Below are 22,848 nucleotides of genomic sequence, written 5' to 3' on the forward strand. Positions count from 1 at the left end.
GTCGGATAACGGGTTTAACAAATGAATTAGCATATCAATTCACACACAAATTGATATGCCATATGTAATTCGAAAAACTCAATTCTCGTGGGCTATTGGTATTATTTATTACTCAACAAACGAAGCCGATAGGAAAAGGAGGAATTAAAATGCCTACCTGCGAAAATTGGAATAAGTTAAAAAGACAACTACCTTCAACCCAGCAATAACTTGTCCCTATTGTGGAGAAAAACAGTATCAAACGCAGAAGTCGAAAAAGGAAATGGCATACCGTCATTCCCTTAAAATCCTTGGCAATAAGGCTTTGTTAAATTTGCTGGACTCATCTTTTATTGAAATCCCGTTGTATCGTTCCTTCTAAGTCATTTTATTCGGATGTAATAAACTGTTGATACCTCACTTGTTTATTGGAGTATTGATCAGTATTTACGTTGTCCTGCCAAAAAGCGAACAAATTCTTAGAACCATCCTGTTTTTCAATTTTGAAGATGTCATCAGTGTTCTCTTCATCGTAAAAAGCAATCAGAGCATCCATATAAATACAGTCTCCCACTATCAAGTAATCTGCTTTTTACTAGAATCCCGAATCACATCACTCTGAAATGTTAAAAGTGGATCTTGGATCATGCCAACTCGCTGGATATCTAGGGCGATCACCTGATAAATAACGCCACCAATAGAATCAAGGCGTCTAAAAAGATCGGATGGGGAACGTTAGTCAATCATTTCCGATTCCCAGGTTTTGGACGTTTATATTGTAGTGCTTGTTTGCTGTCAGACAATCCTTTTACAACTGGATCGTTAATCGCATTGAATACGCTAACGAAAATCATACCTACGACATATGGATTCGATAATGCATCCATAATTACGCTGAACAGGATGCCCCATGTTGTAATATCGCTACCTGTAATTCCAAAGTACGCTCCTATCGGGACTGCAACGGCTAGAAAAATTTGAAACCAAAACGTCGGATTTCGAAACCTTACTTTCCAGTTTATTTTCATCTCATTACCTCCTTACTTTACAATAAATTCTATGTTTATAATTAGCGTATGCCCCTGATACTGGCATAGCCTGGGTATCAAGCCAGCATTCTAATATCGATTCAAAATCATTTTTAAATCTCCTTTAAATACTAACCTTTCTGATAGCTCCGGTATTTGAAACTAAATGAATTAACCCCGTATTTGACATATCAGTTTACACTTTATATATCCTTTGAATAATGAAACGGGTCGCTTTAGTTAAGCAAGAGGTCAATCCTTTCATCAGTTTTCTTACACCATCACAGTGTCATAATTGCACATAAATGATTACGCCCTTTGTTCGATTGTCACTTTTGGTGTTCAACAAACGCGATTCTCTAACAAGGATTTGTACCTTATTTCTATATTCGGGCCAGATTGATGTGTAGTTCCGGAATTATTATCCTGATACTGATATACAGCGAATTGCTTGTTTTCTTGTTAGTTTCATCTACTAAAATGGAACAGGTAAAAGTGTATAAAAGACAAGTATCCATCTCCTCTTTTTTTAAAGACACTTTAATAAAATACACGTCAAAAACCGCTCAGATTTCTGAGCGGTTATTTCTTACCATTTGTATTGTCAATTCGGTGTTGAAAGCAATGTTTGAATAGAGTGACTTCATTTCTGATTAAGATAAAACCTATTTAAGGATTACCCCAGAAAAACTTCCTTTTAACACTTCAATTTCATTTTGATTTTTACACGAAAAGGTGGTAAAGATAGAAACTCTATTATTTTCTCGCTTTTCATATTTTCCGATTTCAACTTCACACACTATTGTATCTCCAGTAAACACGGGCTTTATAAATTCGAAATTCATAGTACGAGCCAAGACGTTATGATCGCCACCCACTTTTGTAGGGAGTGTTGCTGTTAATAACCCTTGAATGACTAGTCGGCCATGTTCGTCAGGGGATTTATGATGAATCCCTTCATCCCCAGAAATTTCTATAAACAATTCAACATCGCGAGCTGTAAACGTGCGTTCAAAACTGATAATGTCTCCAACCTTTAAAGTCATTTATATCTCCCTTTAAACAAATACTTTTTATCACATCAGAATTCTTGCAAGGTAATACAAGTATGTGCATCGAATATTCTAATCCACTATTGATTTACTTTCAATCGATTCTAGTCGCATATTACTCTAAAACACTTTGAACAAATAAATAGCCGTGAAATACTCCTATTTTTCTCGATTAAAAGGTTCCTTATTCAGTAATTAATTCACAATGAAGTTTTTCAAGTACCCACTTAGGCACGACAAATCTTGCTGTCATTAGTGGATCAACGATTTGACAGATTTCGGATTGCCCTACGATACTCATAAGCATTGTAATTTCACTTAATGGATGATCTGTCTTTTCAATAATCCGCCCAATCATCTCACTCGATGCAACTTTAGCGGCTTCGTCAAGTGTTTCAGCGGAAACAATTTGTGAGAAAACCTCATCATTTTCCAACATTGGATGATTTAACTTTTCTCCTTTTAGAACATCTAGTGTCACCGTAACTTTTCCAGCAACCTCGACACCCGTCACGCTAACTTCCCCATCGCCCATTGCTGCGTGTAAATCGCCGAGTGCAAATAGAGCCCCTTCAACAAATACAGGCAAGTATAACGTAGCACCTTCTGCAATCATCTTATTGTCCATATTTCCACCGTGCGCACCCGGAGTTCCACAATTCACGCCGTCTCCCGCAGGTGCAACACCGATTACACCAATCATTTTATTTAACGGGATTTCAAAATCGTTAAATAAAATCTTATCGTCCTTAATCGGTAAAATTTTAGATTCCATTTCTTTGATTGTATGGCCCATGATCCCTAATTCAGGTCCAACAACCATCACGCCTTGGTTGCCAATTTCAATTTTTTCGATGGTTACTTTTAAAACATCACCTGGCATAGCGCCATCAATGAAAACGGGCCCTGTTGCAGGATTGATTGTCTCCCAGTTAACCGTTTCAACTTCTGTTTCTGGAGATTGAATTTGATTTTTAAAGCAGTCATAGGTTTCTATAGTTACAGTTGCACCTGATTGAACTATTCCCGTATGTGGATTGTTTTGATTAAACTCATATATAATTCCTGACTCAGTTGTTAAATGTAGCATTCTCATTCCCCCTTTTAATGTGTAATGCTATCACATTGCAACAAGATGACCAACTACTAGAAGGACATTTGTACAAAGGGTAAATACACTTTAATACTAGGGAAAGGCCCCTGATTTGCTCATTTTATTGTTTGGTATTTCATATATCTAATAAGAATCCATAAAATAATCGAGGTGTGCAAAAATGAATAACGCCTTTACTAATCAAACGGGGCAAAATACTGAGTCACCTGATCTATATGCGGCTAGACTCACATTAATCGGAAGTACACTTTCAACATTAGGTGATGCGCTTCAAGCTATTGCTGCAGGAATTTCGTTACAAGAGTTGGAAAAGACAACTAGTACAAACCAAAACACTTCAAACCAATTAGATCTAACCGGCCAATTAGAACGTATGCAAAAGCAGATTGATCACTTAGCTCGTAAAATAGAAAGGATGGAGCGTCGATATCGATAACATTTTGTCCCAGTCATAAATAACTCACGAAACATCACTAACGTAGGATTTTGTTTCAACTTTCTTCTACCTCTTCTTCAGATGAACCCGAGAATGCAAAGTAGAACAAGTAGATGACAAAACAGATGGCCATCGTCAAAAATCCCCAACCGAGTGTGATTTGTTCAATGAGTAAATAGTTGTTGCAAAGCTGCACAGGTGCTAATACATAGAGGAAGCCCAATCCGAAAAACAAAACGGTCATCCCAATCAACACACTGTTTTGGCCAATCGTTTTTATTTTCTTCCAGCTATCTCGCAATGGAATTCCAGCAAGGAACGGGAGACTTATAAACTTGAAGATCTCCACACTTTGAATCGTTAGTGCTTCGTCCATTGTTCGTGGAATCATCCAGTACACCAAGATGATGATAAAAAGCGTAATGCCTGGTATCCCATTTCCATTCCACTTTTCAAAAAATCTAGGGAATTTCAACTGAAAGCCCCGTGCCATTAGGAAGCCTGAAAAGAGAAGGAGTGGCATTTGCACATGCATATGCATGATCATTATTGACTCTACTAAGTTCGCGACTGGCGGGAGAATGAGGAAGAGAAATAATATCAACCCATAGAGTGATTGTTTCATGTTCCATCCCCCACTTCTCGCTCAAGAATGCTCCGTACTTTTTCTGATGCTTCGTCCACTTTTGTATAGTCCATTACATCGATAAGACTTCCTTCTTTATCAACTAAATAAAAAGCGGAGTTGTGTGCGATATTTCCATAATCATCCGGAATGACGATGACACCAAATTCATCTAATAAATTGGTTAATTCCACAGGATCATTAATTCGAGCCATTCGCCAGTTTTCTTCATCTGCACTAAAATAACTCGCGTATTCCGTTAATCGTTCTGGGTGATCTCGTTCAGGATCAAAACTAATGCTTAAAAAGACAATATCTTCTCCAAGATACGCTTTTGGAAGCGAGTCCATCACCATGGACATGTTCATTTCCAATTCCAGACAAACAGTCGTGCAAGAAGTATAAAAAAATGTAATAAGTACATAGCGATCCTTAAATTCAGAAAACAGATATTCTTGCCCGAGACTATCCTCTAACGTGACTTCTGGAAATTGAGGCTTTTCCTCAATCAATTGGTTCACCCGAGCGGTTTCAGCGGTGTATGCAGTAAATCCGTCCGTTCCCACATAAAACAACACGACACCAAAAACTAGTACGACGAGTAAAGCGATTGTTTGATATTGGTTTTTAAGCACTTCAATCACATCCTAAGAACGTTTTATAAAAAGAAGAAGCAACTCGTTGTAGACGATTACCTCTTCATCAATTAACTAGTTACCATGTTTTAAATGGTGGAGAACCTGGGGGTGCGTTGACGATAAAGTCGACGAGTGGGATGACATACCCCATCGATACGAGAAGCAACATGAGTACAATCCATAAGCCCCAGCGATCTGTCCACATCGGTGTTTTATCTTCTGAATCCTCTGGCTCCGCAATCGGGAACTCAGTTACTCCTTTTGGAGCGAAGAACATCATATTGAACACTGCGAAGACTTGAATCACTACCCCGATGATAAGCAGCGTCCCACCAATTGCGATGAACATCATATAGGGATCCCAAGAAAGGGCCGTTGCGCTATCCCCGTATGTTGTATAGGAAGTTCTTCTCGGAGAACCGAGTAGCCCAACCCAGTGCATGGCACCTGACATAAAGATCATCCCAACCGTCCAAATAAGTGTTTGAACGACCCCGATTTTATTCATCTTTGGCGTTAGAACACGATTAGAAAGATGTGGAATTAACCAGTAACTGATACCAAAGAAGGTTAGAATAACGGATGTGCCGACTGTTAAGTGGAAGTGACCAACTACCCACATTGTGTTATGAACAACTTGGTTCAATTGGTTCGTTGTTTGTGCAATTCCTCCAGCTCCTGCAGGAATGAATGCAATCATTGCAATCATCGGTGCCAAGAAACGAACGTCTCCCCATGGCAATTTTTTGAGCCAACCAAACAATCCTTTTCCTCCAAGTTTTCTGCCCGTACGTTCAAAGACGTAGAACATAGCGAATGCTGTCATCAAGGATGGAAACGCGATTGACAAGCTCATGAACGTGTGTAGATACTTAAGCGTTTGCGACATTCCAGGGTCAACAATTTGGTGGTGAAAGCCTCCAGGAATGTTTGTGATCACGATCAGAATGACAACGACTCGAGTTAATGTATCGCTAAAGCGTCTGCCACCGATAATTTTCGGTACGATCACATACCATGCCGATACTGCCGTTAGATACCAAATGTTAACGAGCGTATGACCGAAAGCCCAGAATAATGTACGGCTGACCATGACGTTAATTGTCGGAAGTATTCCAGCTGACCAGAATATCAACGTGATGACTTCGATTGTGACGCCGATACTTCCGAAAAACATAAGTGTAAAAACACCCATTGCGAAGAATGCAAATATTGGAATATGCTTCCCTTTATTCACTTTTCTCCAGTGCGCGACGTTAATGAATACTCCGAATGTACAAACCCACACACCCAGTACTAGAATCGCTAGACCGATGTAAAAGTCAGGTGACGCAGCCATTGGTGGATAGAATGTGTAAAGGACAGACGCTCGACCTGTTAACACCGGAATAACTGCAATTACTAAACCAACGATTTGCATCCAGAATCCTATCCAACCCATTTTTCGTACTTTTGGTAGTAACCCACCTAATGTGTGGGATAATCCTGAGTAGAAATAACCGATTGTGAAGAACATCGTTAAAACGATAACTAGCAGTATTCCATGTGCTGTTAATACTTGATAATAATCAAACCAATGAGGCAACTGAATTAATCCTGCACGTTCAAGCCCTTGTAAAAGTCCTAATACGCCACCAACTAAGAGTGCGATAAATGCAACTACCATAAATGATCTAGTTAACTTTGCATCTGCTGCATTCACACCCATAGCTCGATTTGTTTTCTCTTTAATCGTTTGTGAAATTGCTTTACTCATAGTACTCCCCTCCTTTATTTAACAGTAATTGTTGTACTCATCATTTGGTGACCGATTCCACAGTACTCGTTACATAACACTAGGTATTCACCGGGTTTATCAAACTTCTGAGTGATTTTTTGAATGTGTCCTGGCATAACCATCGCGTTCAGATTTGTTCCTGCTACTTGGAATCCGTGGACAACATCCTTTGATGTCATAATGAACGTAACTTCTGAACCTACTGGAACTTCAATGTCACCCGGTACGAAACTAAAGATTTCAAGTGTCATAACGACCTCATATTTATTCTCTCCCGTTTCAAAAATACCCGGATTATCAAACGGTGCAGTTTGGTCCACTTTTTGAGGATCAATTGTTTCCTTGTGACTTGGGGGCCCCATGCCTAATGCAAATGTTTGATACCCGACAACGACCATAAATAGTACAAGAATACTTACACTAATAATCAACCACACTTCTTCATGTCGATGCATTTTCATATTTATCCCTCCCTATACTCGGTACATGTAAATGACAAAAAGTAAAGCCCACATAAAGACAATGACTGCTCCTACAACACCAACTGAAAACATAGTTCCTTTTAGCGATGAATCGTTTTCAGTTTCTACTTTCTCCTGATTGCTCAATTTTTCGATTTCCATCACGTTCAGCTCCTTTATTTTCTTGTTACTTTGAGAATAAGTGATAATCATTCTCAGTAATGTGATTTAAATCACACTGAAATTGGTCGGTTTTACACTTGAGTGAATTGAATGTCTGTGATGTTGATTTTCATTACTTATAAATGGCTTTACATCAACGTTTACACTAATAAAAAAACACATTTCCAGCACTATATTTCGACGGAATAAATAGTGACAATCTTATGAACACTTCGAGGCTACCTAGCTATTTCAAATAGACAAGTCTGCGTTTAATATAGCAGGCGAGTATGAGATCGTAGGATTCGGACGCCGATGGGTAACGTTGCACTACGGAGGCAATTGGTTGTACTACTCGCGAGGAAGGTTGCACTTCGAATGCCATTGGTTGAACTACTGGCCCAATACGTTGGACTTCGCAAAAAACTCCATAAAAAAATCCCCAAACGATGCATTTCTGCATCATTTGGGAATTGGACTTTCTTATATAAATACATTTTCCTTAACTTTGTCCGGACAAATCACATATTGACCGTCTTTCACTTTCAGCGATCCTTCTTTTTTCAGTTGGGAAATCATTCGATTCACAGATTCTCTCGTCGTACCAATCATATTCGCAAGATCTGCATTTGTGAATTTGGTGTTGATTTGTATCCAACCATCCGGCTGCACACTGCTATGTGTTTCACAAAGTCGCTGGAGGAGTAGAAGAATACGTTCGTTAGTACTCCGAAGCGACATTTCTTCCAAACGTTGTTGCAGTTCGACAATTCGATCGCCTAACACACGTAATAACTTTATCGATAAGTGAGGATTCACAACGAGCACTTTTTCAAAGTCTTTTATTGAAATGGAGAAGAGAACTGTATCCTCTATTGCTTGCGCGTGTGCTGGATAGTTTCCCGGCCGGAAAAATCCAACATGGGGAAACAAATCTCCACTTTGTTTAACACAAATAATTTGTTCTTTTCCAATGATATCATTTCTAAACACTTTAACTTTTCCCGTCGCGATAATAAAAACTTGGGTTACCGGAGCTTCATGCATAAAAATCATGCTTTTATCTGCAAAGCTTTGCTTCCTTGCAATATCATAAAACGGTTCGATTTCTTCATCAGATAAGTCTTTAAAAAGAGGTACATCTCGTAAGATTTTCTTTAACGTTAGCAAAGGATTCCCTCCCCTCTAAGTACGGTATGCAGCTTTAGAAGATTCTACTACTTCTATTTTATCATAAAAATTAGGATTCCAAGACTTTTGGAGAAACACTGTACAAGTCTAGCTCAATTTCTAAAGGCTCTCCGCAGGCTAGTTTTGCAAGCTGTTCGCCTAAGAATGGACCTACTGTTAAACCAGATGCACCAAGACCATTTGCCATCAGCAATCCTTCGACGCCTGGAATAGCTCCTATTACCGGAAGAAACCCCGGCGTAAATGGGCGAAACCCAACGCGTGCTTCGGCAAATTCACCTTCAGCTAACCCAGGTGCAGTTGCGAGTGCTTTGTCCAACACTTCATGTAGTCCACCCGCAGTAATTCGTTGGTCAAATCCAAAGTCGTTTTCATGCGTCGCACCAATTACGATACGCCCATCGTCAAAAGGAACGATGTACTGATCGTGAGGAGGCATGACAACTGGCCAAGTATTTGTATCTTTCGTTTCAAGTTGTAGATGAATAATTTGTGCTTTTTGTGAAAAGATTTGTACATCTACTCCGAGTGGTTCAAGGAGTTCGTCAGCCCATGCGCCTGCCGTAACCAAAACGGTATCCGCTGTATAGACTTCTTCTCCAACTTGGACACCCGTCACTTGATTGGATGAAAAAAGTAACTTCGCAGAACCATAAATGTATTCGGCACCATGTTTCTTCGCCGCATTGTTCAGCGCATCACGAAGTGCGCGTCCATTTACACGTGCCGCCCCACTCACTCGAACGGAACCAAAGTTATCGGTTAGTGGTGGAAAGAGATCCACTGTTTCTTCCGATGTCAGCTGTTCAATATCTCCAATTTCAGGTGCATCTTCGCGCCTCTCTGTTGCTCGCTTCACCATTTGCTTTAACTTGTCCACATCTGAATGCAAGCTAATTGCCCCCACTTGCTCGTACCCCGTATCCGTTTCCCCGTCCGCATGCAATTGGTCGATGAGGGACGAATAATAAGCCGCCCCCGCTTTCGCAAGTCCATACCACGCTTTGTTTCTTCGTTGTGAAATCCACGGACAAATAATTCCCGCAGCAGCATCCGTCGCTTGTCCTATATCTTTCCGGTCAATAACGGTTACAGCTACCCCTTTTTTCGCTAAATGGTACGCTGTCGATGCACCTAGAATCCCTGACCCTATGACAATGTAGTTTTTCATATAAACACCTTTTCCACTTTAGTCGTTGCTTCTATAGTACCTCATAAACCAAAAAAACTCAGCCTGATTAACGCAAGACTGAATTTTTTCTAGGAATCTTTTTGTTTATTCATTTCAAATACGCTTGCACCTATCAAGTGAATCGTACTTGATTAAATAACCTTTTCAGAATCTCTACTAGCTCTTCTTTATTCTCTAAAGAAACGTAGATCGGATCAAATTTTGATTGATTCTCTTTAAATACCATTAATTCAAAATCTGTTTCGTACGTACTAAACGTATATCTAACGATGCTACTATTTTGAAACGTTACTGTTTTGTCCTTGCCAATAAAAACGATTCTTTTATTCGTAATATACAAATCGCCTCTATACGTGAAGATTTCTGGCCCATACTTAAATTCTCTGTCCAGATAGTAAGATTTGCATTGAAAATGACATACTTCTTTATTTTTCAAAATTAACCCTTTAGCTTCTACAGCTTGTAAATCTAGACCCAATCCACTCACTCCTTATCCAATACGATTGATGTCCATTTCCAACACGATTGGACAATGGTCACTTCCCATAATATCCGAGTGGATGTCCGCATCTACCAAAGATTCTCGTAATCTTTCTGAGGCGATAAAGTAATCAATGCGCCACCCAATATTTCGCTCCCGAACTTTACTCATATAAGACCACCACGTATAAGCCCCTTCTTTATCCGGGTGAAAATGACGATATGTATCAATAAATCCTTCTTCCAAAAGCGAAGTCATCTTCCCACGTTCTTCGGATGTAAATCCAGAGTTGCCAATATTCGACTTCACATTCCGAATATCGATTTCTTGGTGCGCCACATTCAAATCTCCGCAGTATACAACAGGCTTCACTGCATCTAATGACACTAAATACTCCCGAAGTGCATCTTCCCACTCCAACCGATAAGGAAGTCGAGCTAAGTCACGCTGGGCATTTGGCGTATACACATTGACCAAATAATACTTCGGAAATTCCAGCGTCAAAATTCGGCCTTCTACTTCTTCATCCGAATCCCCAACACCATATTTCACAGTCATCGGTTTTTCCTTCGTGAATACAGCTGTACCGGAATAGCCTTTTTTCACAGCGTAATTCCAATATTGGTGATACCCTTCTAGGTCGAGATCGATTTGGCCTTCTTGCAACTTAATTTCCTGCAAACAAAATACATCTGCATCGACTTCATTAAAATAATCCAAGAACCCTTTTCGAACACACGCCCTTAATCCATTGACGTTCCAAGAAACAAACTTCATTTTCCAATCGCACCCCTATTCAATACTTTTCTATCGTTACTTTACATGCCGTTTCTCCGTAAATGCCATACGCCGCGTGATACGTTGGTCCGACCCCTTGCTTGAATCCGAAAGAATGGCGAATGGCAGCAGTTATGAATTTCTTCGCAGTTTCGACTGCCTCAGGAACCGATTGCCCTTTCGCAAGTTCTGCTGTGATGGCTGCAGAATACGTACACCCAGCACCATTTGTATGGATTGTGTCCAATCTCGGTGCTTCTAATATATATAAATGCGTTCCATCAAACAATATGTCCGTTGCGGGCCCTTCTAAGCGACCACCCTTTACAAGAACATACTTCGGACCTAATTTATGTAGTTCAACTGCTGCTTCTTTCAACTCATCAACCGTCGTCATTTGTCCCCGTCCTAACAACTCGGAAGCTTCCTCCATATTTGGGGTAATGATTGTCGCTAACGGAAGTATTTTGTTTTTCATCGATTCAATTGCGTCTTCTTTCAATAAAACCGAGCCAATCTTTCCAATCATAACTGGATCGACAACAATATTCTTAACACCTGACTGTTCGATAAGTTCAGCAGTTTTCGTAATGATTTCTTCTGTAAATAACATACCTGTTTTAATTGCGTCCGCGCCGATGTCACTTAAAGACGTTACTACTTGCGCTTCAATAGCTTCGACGGATTGTGGGAAAATCCGCCTGCCCGTTGTAGGATGTTCGGCGACAATAGCCGTTACAGCTGTCATGCCAAAAACACCTAACTCTTGAAACGTTTTTAAATCTGCCTGAATTCCAGCCCCGCCTCGCGCTGCGGATCCTGCGATGGATAATGCACGTTGCAACATATCGATTCATTTCCTTCCTTTTCAACTTATCTCGATTTCAATCGAAAAGGCACTCGTCCGATTGAGACTAGTGCCTTCACGTTAAAACTTCGAACCACTATCTCCGTACTCATTGAGCAGTTCTTCAAAACTCTTGTTTTTCTCACGTTCTTTGCGTTCACGACGGATTTCTTCTTGTCGCTGCTCTTCTTTTTTGTTCTCCACATCTTTTAATTCTTTTTTTGCCAACTTTAATTTTTCAAGTATATCATCACCCAACGCGTCGGATAACGTTAACGAATCATTCTCTTTTGCTTTTGGACGTGCCACTTGTTTTTTACGTTTTTTCATCGTTTCCACCTACCTTAATTAAGGACGTTTAACAATCGCAGCTACACCTTGGCCTCCGCCAATACAAAGCGTTGCCAGTCCTGATTTTGCATCACGGCGTTTCATCTCATGTAAAAGTGTCACAAGAATCCGGGCACCACTTGCACCGATTGGATGACCGAGTGCGATTGCACCACCGTTGACATTTAATATGTCGTGATTAAAGCCAAGTTCTTTATCTACAGCAAGGGATTGCGCAGCAAATGCTTCGTTTGCTTCAATTAACTCAATCTCAGAAAGGTCCATGTTTGCACGTTTAAGTACTGTTTTCACTGCTTCTACCGGTGCAATTCCCATAATTGAAGGATCGACTCCTGAAATTGCATTCGCAACGATTGTCGCTAGTGGCGTAATGCCAAGCTCATCAGCTTTTTCTTTCGACATAAGTACGAATGCTGCAGCTCCATCGTTAATTCCAGAAGCATTTCCTGCTGTCACACTGCCGTCTTTTTTAAAGGCCGGTCGAAGTTTTCCAAGTTTATCGACCGTCGATCCTGCTTTTACATATTCATCTGTATCAAAAACAATCGACTCACCGCGGCGTTGTGGAATTTCGATTGCGACAATTTCATCTTTGAACTTCCCTGATTCAATTGCAGCAGATGCCTTTGCCTGTGACCATGCAGAAAATTCATCTTGTTCTTCACGTGTAATTGAATATTTTTCACATAGATTCTCTGCAGTAACACCCATATGATAATCGTTGAATGCACACCATAAACCGTCTGTAATCATGCTATCAACGACTTTTTGGTCCCCCATTTTGAATCCTTCACGTGCTTTTGGCAATAAATACGGAGCTTGGCTCATGTTTTCCATGCCGCCTGCAACAATAATGTCAGCATCCCCCGAAAGAATCGCTTGCCTTGCGAGTTGAACGGTTTTAAGTCCCGATCCACACACTTTGTTAATTGTAAGCGATGGAACTGTTTCAGGAAGACCCGCTTTGATCGCTGCTTGCCTTGCTGGATTTTGTCCAAGGCCTGCTTGTAGAACGTTCCCCATAATCACTTCGTCCACTTGCTCAGGCTTTACCCCTGCACGCTCAAGCGCTTCTTTAATAACAACAGCCCCTAAATCTGTTGCAGGTACGTCTTTCAATGAACCCATAAATGAACCGATTGCTGAACGAACCGCACAAACAATAACCACTTCTTTAGACATGTGAATTCCCCCTATTTCCATTTAATCAATGATTTCCAATAAATAAAGTTGCTTGTATAGACATCCCTTCATTACAATATACTTAAGGAGGGATGGTATGTTTATTTTACCAGATAAAGTGACGATAATCGAGGTCGGCCCTAGAGATGGTTTACAAAATGAAAGTAAACTCGTTTCCGAACAGGACAAACTCATCTTTATAGAAGCTCTGCAACAAGCAGGAATTACCGAGATGGAACTCACCTCATTCGTGTCCCCGAAATGGGTACCACAAATGGCAGACGCGGCTGGAATCGTTGAAAAAACAAAACGAATTGGTCGTCAGTTCGTTCTCGCTCCGAATGCAAAAGGTGCAGAACTCGCACTTGAAGCAGGTGCAACAAGTGTAGCTGTCTTTGTAGGTGTCAGTGATTCATTTAATAAAAAGAATATTAATCAGACAACAAGTGAAAGTTTACAAACATTGAAACCCGTCATTTCAAAATTAAAAGAGCAAGATATTTTTGTCCGTGCATGTATTTCAACGGCATTTTATTGCCCATTTGAAGGCAAAATTAGTTCTGAAAAGACCATTGCTCTTTGTAAAAGTTTTGTTGAAATGGGCGTGGATGAACTAAGTGTCGCAGATACAATAGGAATGGCGAATCCCATAGAATGCTATAACTTGTTTAATGCTCTACTCGTTGAACTACCTGATGTACTCCTAACTGCACATTTTCACGACACGCGTAAAATGGCACTTGCGAATATCTATGCTTCTCTTCAAGCTGGAATTGATCGTTTCGATACTTCAGCAGGCGGTCTCGGGGGCTGTCCGTTTGCACCTGGTGCTACAGGAAATGTCGCAACAGAAGACGTTGTACACATGCTCAGTTCACTTGGGATTGAAACGGGTGTCGATGTGAAGAATGTCTGTGAAGCAGTAGACAAAATTTCCCCACATGTTTCGCGCCCAATCGAGACCGGCATGTACCGACTTTACCTAAATGATCAGTTGTAAAAGGAGGTTACTTAATTGAAGCGTCGTTTTCTTTACATCGCTGGCATTCTCTCAGGCATCGCTACAGCACTAATGACTCTCTTTGGCATTTTGCTAACAAACCGAATTATGTATATCAAAATGAAAGACCCTGATTTAGTCATGAGACGTGAAGTTCTTGCCAAACGATTCGACCAGAGATGGTATGACACGGTTCGTAAAGAAGATATGTGGATTAAGTCTTCAAATGGTTATTTACTAAGAGTGGTTTTTTTGAAACCTCTCGAAACGAAGCGCACAGTTATCATATGTCATGGCGTCACAGAAAATAAAATTAACTCCGTTAAATATGCCCGTCTATTTGAGCGATTGGGCTTCAATTCCGTAATTTATGATCACCGAAGACATGGTGATTCCGGTGGGAAAACGACAAGTTTTGGCTATTACGAAAAAATTGATTTAAAGGAAATTGTTACAGCCATACGAGAAATCATTGGTAAGGATGCCTTACTCGGAATTCACGGCGAATCCATGGGTGCAGCTACAACCATACTTTACGCAGGAACTTTTGAAGATGAAGCCGACTTCCACATTGTCGATTGTCCGTTTTCGGACTCATCAGAGCAAGTTCTTCATATTTTAAGAAAAGATACACCCCTTCGAAATGCAATGGTCATTCGTATTGGGAATTTGTTTATGAGAATGCGAGATGGCTATTCACTTAAACATGTCTCACCAAGAGAAGTTGTAGGGAATATAAAAAAGCCGATGTTGTTTATTCATAGCTTGGAAGATGACTTTATTCTCCCTTATATGACCGAAGAATTATTCGAGGCGAAACAAGGAGACAAAATGTTAAAGCTTTTTCCTAAGGGCGGTCATGCCAAATCCTATAATGACAACCCGAGAGAATATACAAAAACCGTGAAAGAATTTCTGGACACATTCAATTTAAACTGAATTCATGAAACACCTGCTAAAAGTACCTGCAGGTGTTTTTTGGATGTATTAAAAAATCACTTCCCCCAATTATTTCTAATGGGAAAAGTGACTGAAATTACTTCTTAGTTTTCTTTGCCTTTTTAGGCTTTTTACCTTGATCATCACTTGCTCTATTCATTTGAGTCATCATCTGATTAATTTTCTTTTGTGACGGTTTCTGACCCATTTGCATCATCATCATACGTAACATATCTTCATTAATTGGTGGATTATCTTTTAAATATTTCATCATATATTGACGTGCAATGAAAAATCCAAGAGCCACACCGCCCAATAGCGCGACGACAATTAAACTAATTCCTAATGGTAAGCTCATCCGCTATACCTCCTTCACTTTCGTAATTCGTTTTACTCTACCCCGTAGAATTATACATCATATACGCAGTGAAAGGCAATGAGACTTATGTAAATATTCCTTATAAACTAGATTACTGCAAAAAAACAGGAATTGGAATCAAAAAAGCTCCATTTTTAACAATCTAAAATGGAGCTCACTTATAATTCTGTTCGAATCTTCAACGAAATGCTACCTCTTCCCTACCTAATCTTCGTGAATATTTTAGAGGCTTTAACCATCCCCACTCGCCTTGGCCATCCATTACTGCAAAAAAACGATTCCCAGACTCAGATAAAGCAACGAATAAATCCAAATCTAACATACGCGATCCATCACAATAAACATGCATCAAGTAATTTGAAAGCGATATTGAAATGGTTCCCTTTACTGGATGTGTTAAAACGTACGTTCCTTCGTCATTAATATATGTTGAAAATCCCTTACCTAAAGTATCGACAATCGCTTTACTAATTGTTTTCCTCTCGATAAGATCACATAAGTAGTGAACTTCTTTTAAGTGTTCGCTTTGCTCCAAATTCTCCGTTAATAATTCATAAAATAATTGCTCTCGCCCAATAAAAAACGGTTGGTACATTTTCTTCACTTTATAAATGCCATATGATCGCATCATCGCCACCTCCTAATGAAATCGTACATGTATTGAACTGAAAAGTCTGTCACATTGCGGAGTAGAACGTCACTATTATTGTCACATTGGGACAATTACTGAAAATATAGTCAAAAAAATCGAAAAAAGCTGTACGATCAATCTAAATTCGATTGATCGTACAGCTTTTAAATTAATTATCTAGTAATGCTTTTACTTTTGTGAGTACATTTTCTTCAGTAAATCCGTATTTTGCAATTACGGTATCTCCAGGTGCACTTGCTCCGAACGTATCGATGGTAATGAGATCACCTTCATCTCCAATATACTTATGCCATCCAAGAGAGGCGCCCATTTCAATACCTAGACGTTTTTTCACATCTTTCGGTAAAACACTTTGCTTATATTCTGCGTCTTGCATTTCAAATAGATCCCATGAAGGCATTGAAACAACAGACACATCGATTCCTTCAGCTGCTAATTTTTCTTGTGAAGCAACCGCCAAATTCACTTCTGATCCTGTAGCAATTAAAATTGCATCTGCCTTTTCTTTCTTGGCAGGAGAAATAACGTATGCACCTTTTTTTACGCCCTCCATTGCTAGCTCCCCCGATTTAGGAAGAACAGACAAATTCTGGCGAGATAAAATGAGCGCAGTTGGTCTATTTTTTGATGACACTGCAATATTCCATGCAGCAGCTGTTTCGTTCGCATCTGCTGGACGAATGATTGATAGACCTGGCATTGCTCGTAGTGCAGCTAAGTGCTCAACAGGCTCATGAGTTGGGCCGTCTTCCCCTACTGCAACACTGTCATGCGTGAAGACGTAAGTGACCGGAACCCCCATGATTGAAGACAAACGAATAGCTGGACGTACATAGTCACTAAAGACGAAGAACGTTCCACCAAATACGTGCAATCCACCGTGAAGAGCCATTCCATTTAATGCTGTACCCATAGCAAATTCACGAACACCGAACCAAATATTACGCCCCGAGTAATCCGTAGGCAAGAAATCGCCTGAACCTTTAATCGTTGTCTTATTTGATCCCGCAAGGTCTGCACTACCTCCAAAGAACGAAGGAACTACTTTAGCAATTGCATTGATTGCGTCGCCTGAAGCTGAACGCGTTGCATGTGAAGTACCCGCTTCGTAAGTTGGGAGTAATTGTTCCAGATTTTCAGGGACTTTACGTTCAATCGCATCTTTTAACTGAGCTGCAAGAGTTGCATGAGATTCCTCGTATTTTGCGAAAAGCTCGTTCCATTGTTGTTCTTTTTGCACACCAAGTACATCAGCAGCTTCTTGGAATGTTTCATAAACACCTTCAGGAACATGGAAATCTTCTTCAAAAGTCCATTTGTAATATTCTTTCGTTAATTTCATTTCATCTTCACCAAGTGGCATACCGTGAGCGTCTGATTTCCCGCCCCGATTCGGTGAGCCATACCCGATGACTGTTTTTACTTCAATGAGTGTCGGTCCACCCGTATTTGATTTTGCTTGTTCAATTGCATTTGAAACATCACCGATTTCATTGCCGTCTTCAACACGGATATAGTTCCAACCGTATGATTCAAAACGCTTACGAATATTTTCTGTGAACGACATATCTAAATCACCATCAAGTGAAATGTCATTGCTATCGTATAACACAATTAGTTTATCGAGTTGTAAATGACCTGCAAGTGATATTGCCTCAGCAGCAACACCTTCCATTAAGTCCCCATCTCCACAAAGAGCATATGTATAATGGTCAACAACATCAAATTCAGGTTTGTTGTAAGTTGCAGCCAAATGCTTTTCTGCCATAGCCATACCGACTGCCATTCCAATTCCTTGACCAAGTGGTCCAGTAGTCGCCTCTACACCTACCGTATCGCCGTATTCAGGATGTCCTGGCGTTGAAGAACCCCACTGTCTAAAGTTTTTAATTTCAGCCATTGGAAGCCCGTAGCCACCAAGGTGAAGTAAGCTATAAAGAAGCATTGAACCATGTCCAGCCGAAAGTACAAAGCGGTCTCGGTTAAACCATTGTGGATTTGAAGGATTGTGGTGCATATGTTTTGTCCAAAGCGTATAAGCCATTGGAGCAGCACCCATTGGCAATCCCGGATGTCCGGAATTTGCTTTTTCAATTGCATCAATTGAAAGTGTACGGATGGTATTAATTGCAAGTTGATCAATTTGTACGGTCATTTGAGTACATCCCTTCCCAATTATATCTTTACTACATCTACTAGTTTAGACAAGTAGCGCTTCAAATACAATACTTCGGGCCAAACCATTGACTATTGTAAGTATTTTCCGTCTTTTGCACGCTTGACTTTTTCAGGTGTTACGTCATTTCCCTCAGGATCGACGACTTTGACGTGTTCAATTGTATCGCGCATCGATGAACGAAAGGTTTCCAAGTACTCTTTGCGAAGAGAAGTCTGCTCTTTTGCTTCTTCCATAGATAGACCTGTCGTTTTTGATTTGTTAGCTAATACATTTATGCGATTTATTTTTTCTTTAGATAACATGTGAATTCCTCCATTTTCGTTTCATATAAAAAGGTATACAAAAAAACAGGAAAGTGCAACCAATCAGCCTTCCTGCTCGAGTTCGTATTCTTTATATCGACGATGGACCGTTGCCTTACTAATAGTATGCCCTAGCCCCTTTAGAACTCCCGTTATTTCTTCGTACGTCAAACCTTTATCGCGCAAAGATACAATCTCACTCACAGGGATTTCTATCCGCTCTCGACCTTCCGCATTGCCTCTATTTTTTAAATTGCGCTCAGGTCGGTACCCATCTCTTACAGCCCTTTTCATCCCACGACGTATTTTTGCATTATGTAACTTACGTTGATATTCCTCAACAATCGAAAGGATTTCAAGGAGCATTGTATCCATTTCATTCAATGCAATTGGACCGCTATCATTGTACGTGTAAATTGCAGTTTCAGTTTTAGCTAATAAATGCAAAACTGCCATTCGTGCATTCCCACGCCCTAACCTCGTTTCATCTTGAATAAGAACCGCATCGATTTCCTCATCCCGCACATATTCCAGTAAATCAAGCAGACCATCTCGTTCAATATCGAATCCACTATGCTGATCGGTGAATGTTGCCGAAAGATCCAATTCAAGTTCTACAGCTAAGCGTTTCAACTCTTCCTCTTGGCGGGATAAAGACATTTCTTGTTCTTGTTTGTTTGTACTCACTCTACAATAAATCACACATTTTTTACGTGACATCTTCACTCGTCGTCTCCTTCAAGATGAATTGCAATTTCATTTTTATCAATTGAATTGAATACAGGTACCTTCAATTCGTTTCCTGCAATGATATTCGTAGAATTTAAGTCGTTGAGCTTTTTAACTTCTGCAATCCATTGTTCCGTTACCATCTCTTCACCATATTTAGTCGCTAAATACAAAAGTGTATCACCCTCTATTACTGTAACCTCATTGTAATCAATTTTCTTGTTTAATTTATTTGTTCCGATAAAAGAAAAAGTTAAGCAAAGCACCATTATTAGAAGTATATAAGAATTATTTTTAATGAAAGTCATCATTTCTCCTCCTTGCGAATGTTTGTTCTGGAATGTCTGTTCTTAATATAATTTATAATCGTGTGAATGTCAACCCTTTTTAGAACTAACGTTTGCTAACTTATAGAACACCTGTTACACTTAAATTAAATAAAGTTATCATGCGGAAAAGAGATTTTTCACGTAGGTACATTGCTAAACTATTTCTTGAGAGGTGAGTGATAAAATGACTAGATTGAAGGAAACTAAGAAAATATCTAAGAGACAAGAAGACATCATGGACTTCATTAAATCCGAGGTGAAGCAAAAAGGTTACCCGCCTTCTGTTAGAGAAATTGGTACTGCTGTAGGACTAGCTTCAAGTTCAACAGTCCACGGTCATCTAGCCCGTTTGGAAAGCAAAGGTTACATAAGAAGAGACCCTACTAAACCAAGAGCTATCGAAATTTTAGATCCCGAAGGAATGGATATTTTTAAACCAGGTGTTCTCAATGTTCCTCTTATTGGGAAAGTAACAGCTGGACTGCCAATCACAGCAATTGAAAATATTGAAGAATACTTCCCACTACCTGAAAGTTTTGGTATGGCCGAAGATCAGTTATTCATGCTTGAAATCGTAGGAAACAGTATGATTGAAGCTGGAATCCTCAACGGAGACCACGTTGTTGTTAAACAACAGCAAACTGCACAAAACGGAGAAATTGTTGTCGCTATGACAGAGGATGATGAAGCAACAGTAAAACGCTTCTTCAAGGAGAAAGATTATTTCCGTCTTCAGCCTGAAAACTCTTCAATGGAACCAATTATTGTAGACAATGTATCTATTCTTGGAAAAGTTGTCGGCGTGTATCGGCATATTCATTAAGAATACAAAAGGAACTGTTCCCCAACAAACTCATTGGGAACAGTTCCATTTTTTTTATTTACTATCGATTAATTGTTTTTCAACAAGCTTTCCTAAAGATGAAAGAACCGCTAACTTTACATGTTCATACGTTAGCCCGCCCTGTACATAAGCGGTGTATGGAGGTCGTATTGGACCATCTGCCGTCAACTCAATGCTCGATCCTTGAATGAATGTACCAGCTGCCATTATCACATCATCTGTATACCCTGGCATATAAGAAGGTTCTGGTGCAAAATGTGCGTTGATAGGAGAGTTTTCTTGGATTGTCTGGCAAAAGGCTATCATTTGCTCAGCATTTCGGAAATTGACTGACTGGATTAAGTCTGTGCGTTTCTCCGAATAATGGGGAGTCGTATCCAACCCATAATCATCCAAAAGTGCCGCCGTAAAGAGCGCCCCTTTAACCGCTTGACTTACGACATGGGGAGCTAAAAAGAACCCTTGGTACATTTCAAGTAATGTGTCGAGAGATGCCCCTGCTTCAGCACCTAAGCCCGGTGAAGTCATACGGTACGCACATTGCTCGACGAGATCTGCACGACCTGCAATGTAGCCTCCTGTTCGAACTAATCCACCACCAGGATTCTTAATGAGAGATCCCGCCATTAAATCTGCGCCTACCTCAGTTGGTTCATTCTCTTCAACAAATTCACCGTAACAATTGTCAACAAACACAATCAGATTAGGATTGACTTCTTTCACTCTTCGTACCATTTCACCAATTTCATCTATCCTAAACGAAGGACGATTAGAATAACCTTTCGACCGCTGAATGCCGATTACCTTCGTTTTGCTATGAATATTTTTAATCACTTCATCAAAGTTTACCGAACCATCTTCATTCAAATCAATATGTTTGTAAGTAATCCCGTAGTCATGAAGAGATCCCGTGTCTTTGCCATTTCCTGTAACGATGGAATCCAAAGTATCATAAGGTTTACCCGTAATATAAAGTAACTCATCGCCAGGACGAAGAACACCAAATAAGCTAATTGAAATTGCATGTGTACCTGAGATAATTTGGTTGCGAACTAAGCAAGACGCACTTCCAAACACATCTGCATAGACTTGCTCCAATGTATCCCGCCCCTCATCATCGTAGCCATAGCCCGTCGAACCATTCAAATGAAAATCACTCACTCGATTCTTTCGGAACGCAGCGAGTACTTTCGCTTGGTTCGTAAACGCAATTTTTTCTACGTCTTTAAAATACGGCGCAAGCTTCGTCTCAATTTCTTCTACTTTATTCATTAATGCCTCATTAAACATTTAAATTCCTCTTTCTTTTTACATATTCCATTTATTATCTTACCAGTTTGCTCCCGGTGGTCAATGTTTCTGAATAGTGATTGTTGAAAATATATTTATATCTGATAAAGTAACTAGTGGAGAAACGGAGGCAATCGAGTTGGCTTGGGATGTATTTAACTGGATTGGGACAATTGCATTTGCAGTTTCTGGAGCAATTGTCGCAATGGAAATAAAGTATGATCTTTTTGGTGTATATATTTTAGGTATTGTCACCGCATTTGGTGGTGGCGCTTTACGGAATCTCTTAATCGGGGTTCCAACGTCCGTACTTTGGGACCAAGGCTCCTTATTTCAAGGTGCACTTATATCGATTACAATCATTTTTTTATTTGCAAATAAATTACTCAATCATTGGGAACGATGGGGAAACTATTTTGATGCGGTGGGTCTTGCTGCATTTGCAATTCAAGGCGCCTTATTCGCCGTAAACCTTGGCTTACCCGTTAGTGCTGTTATTGTAGCAGCTGTACTTACTGGTTCAGGTGGAGGTATTCTTAGAGATTTGCTTGCTGGAAGAAAACCACTCGTTTTCAAGAGGGAAATTTATGCGGTATGGGCAGCATTAGCTGGGCTTTTAATCGGAGTCGGCGTGTTCTCAAGTGATTTTTCGCTTTATATCCTGTTAGTTATTACTGCGGGGCTTCGAATTCTTTCGCTAATTTTCAAATGGCAACTTCCGGTCGGGAAAATCACGACAAATACATGAAAGAGCAGGGATTTGAAAAGAGGCCACTGAAAAACTTACGTTTTTTAATTTATAATGGTTTCGAAAATCAAAAAGGAGTCAATTCGTTCGATTTTGAACGAATTGACTCCTTTTCCTTTGATTGTTCTTACTCTTTGTCCTTCATTAACGTGATAATTCGCTTG

The 22,848-nt window shown here is 39.9% G+C and carries 28 protein-coding genes; 5 read left to right on the forward strand and 23 right to left on the reverse strand.

The features are described from left to right. Positions 1-367: 367 nt before the first annotated feature. From ACXYMX_RS14880 to ACXYMX_RS14895, 4 genes are all read right to left on the reverse strand, one after another. Positions 368-535, reverse strand: a complete 168-nt coding sequence (locus ACXYMX_RS14880; RefSeq protein ID WP_459045045.1) for a hypothetical protein — start codon at positions 533-535, stop codon at positions 368-370. A 187-nt stretch (positions 536-722) separates the two neighbouring features. Then, complete coding sequence (locus ACXYMX_RS14885) at positions 723-1,007, reverse strand: phage holin (protein ID WP_459045046.1); 285 nt, start codon at positions 1,005-1,007, stop codon at positions 723-725. A 665-nt stretch (positions 1,008-1,672) separates the two neighbouring features. Further along, entirely contained in the window at positions 1,673-2,053 is a 381-nt protein-coding gene (locus tag ACXYMX_RS14890; RefSeq protein ID WP_459045047.1) for a hotdog domain-containing protein, read from the reverse strand. A gap of 190 nt (positions 2,054-2,243) precedes the next feature. Then, positions 2,244-3,149 (reverse strand): acetamidase/formamidase family protein, encoded by a 906-nt coding sequence (locus ACXYMX_RS14895; protein WP_459045048.1) that lies wholly within the window; start codon positions 3,147-3,149, stop codon positions 2,244-2,246. Between the two features lie 184 nt (positions 3,150-3,333). On the opposite strand from ACXYMX_RS14895, the gene ACXYMX_RS14900 reads away from it, so the two are divergent. Further along, positions 3,334-3,609, forward strand: a complete 276-nt coding sequence (locus ACXYMX_RS14900; protein WP_459045049.1) for a translation initiation factor 2 — start codon at positions 3,334-3,336, stop codon at positions 3,607-3,609. Between the two features lie 55 nt (positions 3,610-3,664). Here ACXYMX_RS14900 and ACXYMX_RS14905 read toward each other — a convergent pair whose 3' ends face one another. From ACXYMX_RS14905 to ACXYMX_RS14960, 12 genes are all read right to left on the reverse strand, one after another. Beyond that, positions 3,665-4,234, reverse strand: coding sequence for a hypothetical protein (locus ACXYMX_RS14905; RefSeq protein WP_459045050.1), 570 nt, complete (start codon positions 4,232-4,234; stop codon positions 3,665-3,667). Further along, positions 4,231-4,869 carry an SCO family protein gene (locus ACXYMX_RS14910; RefSeq protein WP_459045051.1) on the reverse strand — a complete coding sequence of 213 codons (639 nt, stop codon included), beginning with the start codon at positions 4,867-4,869 and terminating at the stop codon, positions 4,231-4,233. The genes ACXYMX_RS14905 and ACXYMX_RS14910 overlap by 4 nt, the downstream gene beginning before the upstream one ends. 79 nt (positions 4,870-4,948) lie before the next feature. Further along, positions 4,949-6,628 (reverse strand): cbb3-type cytochrome c oxidase subunit I, encoded by a 1,680-nt coding sequence (locus tag ACXYMX_RS14915; protein ID WP_459045052.1) that lies wholly within the window; start codon positions 6,626-6,628, stop codon positions 4,949-4,951. Positions 6,629-6,642: 14 nt separating this feature from the next. Then, the gene (locus ACXYMX_RS14920; RefSeq protein WP_459045053.1) at positions 6,643-7,110 is read right to left on the reverse strand and encodes a cytochrome c oxidase subunit II; all 468 of its coding nucleotides are present in this window, start codon (positions 7,108-7,110) and stop codon (positions 6,643-6,645) included. 12 nt (positions 7,111-7,122) lie between these two features. Further along, on the reverse strand, positions 7,123-7,272 hold the full coding sequence (locus ACXYMX_RS14925) for a cytochrome c oxidase subunit 2A (protein WP_459045054.1): 150 nt from the start codon (positions 7,270-7,272) through the stop codon (positions 7,123-7,125). A gap of 483 nt (positions 7,273-7,755) precedes the next feature. Continuing rightward, on the reverse strand, positions 7,756-8,442 hold the full coding sequence (locus ACXYMX_RS14930; protein WP_459045055.1) for a Crp/Fnr family transcriptional regulator: 687 nt from the start codon (positions 8,440-8,442) through the stop codon (positions 7,756-7,758). Between the two features lie 70 nt (positions 8,443-8,512). After that, positions 8,513-9,634 carry an NAD(P)/FAD-dependent oxidoreductase gene (locus ACXYMX_RS14935; RefSeq protein ID WP_459045056.1) on the reverse strand — a complete coding sequence of 374 codons (1,122 nt, stop codon included), beginning with the start codon at positions 9,632-9,634 and terminating at the stop codon, positions 8,513-8,515. 133 nt (positions 9,635-9,767) lie between these two features. Beyond that, complete coding sequence (locus ACXYMX_RS14940; protein ID WP_459045057.1) at positions 9,768-10,133, reverse strand: hypothetical protein; 366 nt, start codon at positions 10,131-10,133, stop codon at positions 9,768-9,770. A 12-nt stretch (positions 10,134-10,145) separates the two neighbouring features. Beyond that, positions 10,146-10,913, reverse strand: a complete 768-nt coding sequence (locus tag ACXYMX_RS14945; RefSeq protein ID WP_459045058.1) for an exodeoxyribonuclease III — start codon at positions 10,911-10,913, stop codon at positions 10,146-10,148. A 19-nt stretch (positions 10,914-10,932) separates the two neighbouring features. Further along, positions 10,933-11,760: a bifunctional hydroxymethylpyrimidine kinase/phosphomethylpyrimidine kinase gene (gene thiD, locus ACXYMX_RS14950; RefSeq protein WP_459045059.1), complete on the reverse strand. Its 828-nt coding sequence runs from the start codon at positions 11,758-11,760 to the stop codon at positions 10,933-10,935. Positions 11,761-11,841: 81 nt separating this feature from the next. Beyond that, complete coding sequence (locus tag ACXYMX_RS14955) at positions 11,842-12,090, reverse strand: DUF3886 domain-containing protein (protein WP_459045060.1); 249 nt, start codon at positions 12,088-12,090, stop codon at positions 11,842-11,844. Positions 12,091-12,108: 18 nt separating this feature from the next. Beyond that, entirely contained in the window at positions 12,109-13,293 is a 1,185-nt protein-coding gene (locus tag ACXYMX_RS14960) for an acetyl-CoA C-acetyltransferase (RefSeq protein WP_459045061.1), read from the reverse strand. 97 nt (positions 13,294-13,390) lie between these two features. Between ACXYMX_RS14960 and ACXYMX_RS14965 the strand changes: the two genes are divergently transcribed. Both ACXYMX_RS14965 and ACXYMX_RS14970 read left to right on the forward strand, forming a co-directional pair. After that, a complete protein-coding gene (locus tag ACXYMX_RS14965; RefSeq protein ID WP_459045062.1) occupies positions 13,391-14,293 on the forward strand; it encodes a hydroxymethylglutaryl-CoA lyase in 903 nt (300 codons plus the stop codon). A gap of 15 nt (positions 14,294-14,308) precedes the next feature. Continuing rightward, positions 14,309-15,232, forward strand: coding sequence for an alpha/beta hydrolase (locus ACXYMX_RS14970; protein ID WP_459045063.1), 924 nt, complete (start codon positions 14,309-14,311; stop codon positions 15,230-15,232). Between the two features lie 97 nt (positions 15,233-15,329). On the opposite strand, the gene ACXYMX_RS14975 is transcribed toward ACXYMX_RS14970, so the two are convergent. From ACXYMX_RS14975 to yneA, 6 genes are all read right to left on the reverse strand, one after another. Next, positions 15,330-15,590, reverse strand: coding sequence for a YneF family protein (locus ACXYMX_RS14975; protein WP_459045064.1), 261 nt, complete (start codon positions 15,588-15,590; stop codon positions 15,330-15,332). Positions 15,591-15,789: 199 nt separating this feature from the next. Beyond that, the gene (gene sirA, locus ACXYMX_RS14980; protein WP_459045065.1) at positions 15,790-16,242 is read right to left on the reverse strand and encodes a sporulation inhibitor of replication protein SirA; all 453 of its coding nucleotides are present in this window, start codon (positions 16,240-16,242) and stop codon (positions 15,790-15,792) included. A 169-nt stretch (positions 16,243-16,411) separates the two neighbouring features. Next, positions 16,412-18,418, reverse strand: a complete 2,007-nt coding sequence (gene tkt / locus ACXYMX_RS14985) for a transketolase (RefSeq protein WP_459045066.1) — start codon at positions 18,416-18,418, stop codon at positions 16,412-16,414. 92 nt (positions 18,419-18,510) lie between these two features. Beyond that, positions 18,511-18,744 carry a DUF896 domain-containing protein gene (locus ACXYMX_RS14990; RefSeq protein ID WP_459045067.1) on the reverse strand — a complete coding sequence of 78 codons (234 nt, stop codon included), beginning with the start codon at positions 18,742-18,744 and terminating at the stop codon, positions 18,511-18,513. Positions 18,745-18,807: 63 nt separating this feature from the next. Next, positions 18,808-19,464 carry a YneB family resolvase-like protein gene (locus ACXYMX_RS14995; RefSeq protein ID WP_459045071.1) on the reverse strand — a complete coding sequence of 219 codons (657 nt, stop codon included), beginning with the start codon at positions 19,462-19,464 and terminating at the stop codon, positions 18,808-18,810. 2 nt (positions 19,465-19,466) lie between these two features. After that, entirely contained in the window at positions 19,467-19,781 is a 315-nt protein-coding gene (gene yneA, locus ACXYMX_RS15000) for a cell division suppressor protein YneA (protein WP_459045068.1), read from the reverse strand. Between the two features lie 205 nt (positions 19,782-19,986). On the opposite strand from yneA, the gene lexA reads away from it, so the two are divergent. Then, positions 19,987-20,625: a transcriptional repressor LexA gene (lexA, locus tag ACXYMX_RS15005; RefSeq protein ID WP_459045069.1), complete on the forward strand. Its 639-nt coding sequence runs from the start codon at positions 19,987-19,989 to the stop codon at positions 20,623-20,625. 54 nt (positions 20,626-20,679) lie between these two features. On the opposite strand, the gene ACXYMX_RS15010 is transcribed toward lexA, so the two are convergent. After that, positions 20,680-21,936, reverse strand: a complete 1,257-nt coding sequence (locus tag ACXYMX_RS15010; RefSeq protein WP_459045070.1) for a methionine gamma-lyase family protein — start codon at positions 21,934-21,936, stop codon at positions 20,680-20,682. Positions 21,937-22,075: 139 nt separating this feature from the next. Here ACXYMX_RS15010 and ACXYMX_RS15015 point away from each other — a divergent pair, with 139 nt between their 5' ends. Next, positions 22,076-22,684 (forward strand): trimeric intracellular cation channel family protein, encoded by a 609-nt coding sequence (locus ACXYMX_RS15015; protein WP_459045072.1) that lies wholly within the window; start codon positions 22,076-22,078, stop codon positions 22,682-22,684. The last annotated feature ends 164 nt before the right edge of the window (positions 22,685-22,848 follow it).

The organism is Sporosarcina sp. CAU 1771, assembly GCF_054482775.1.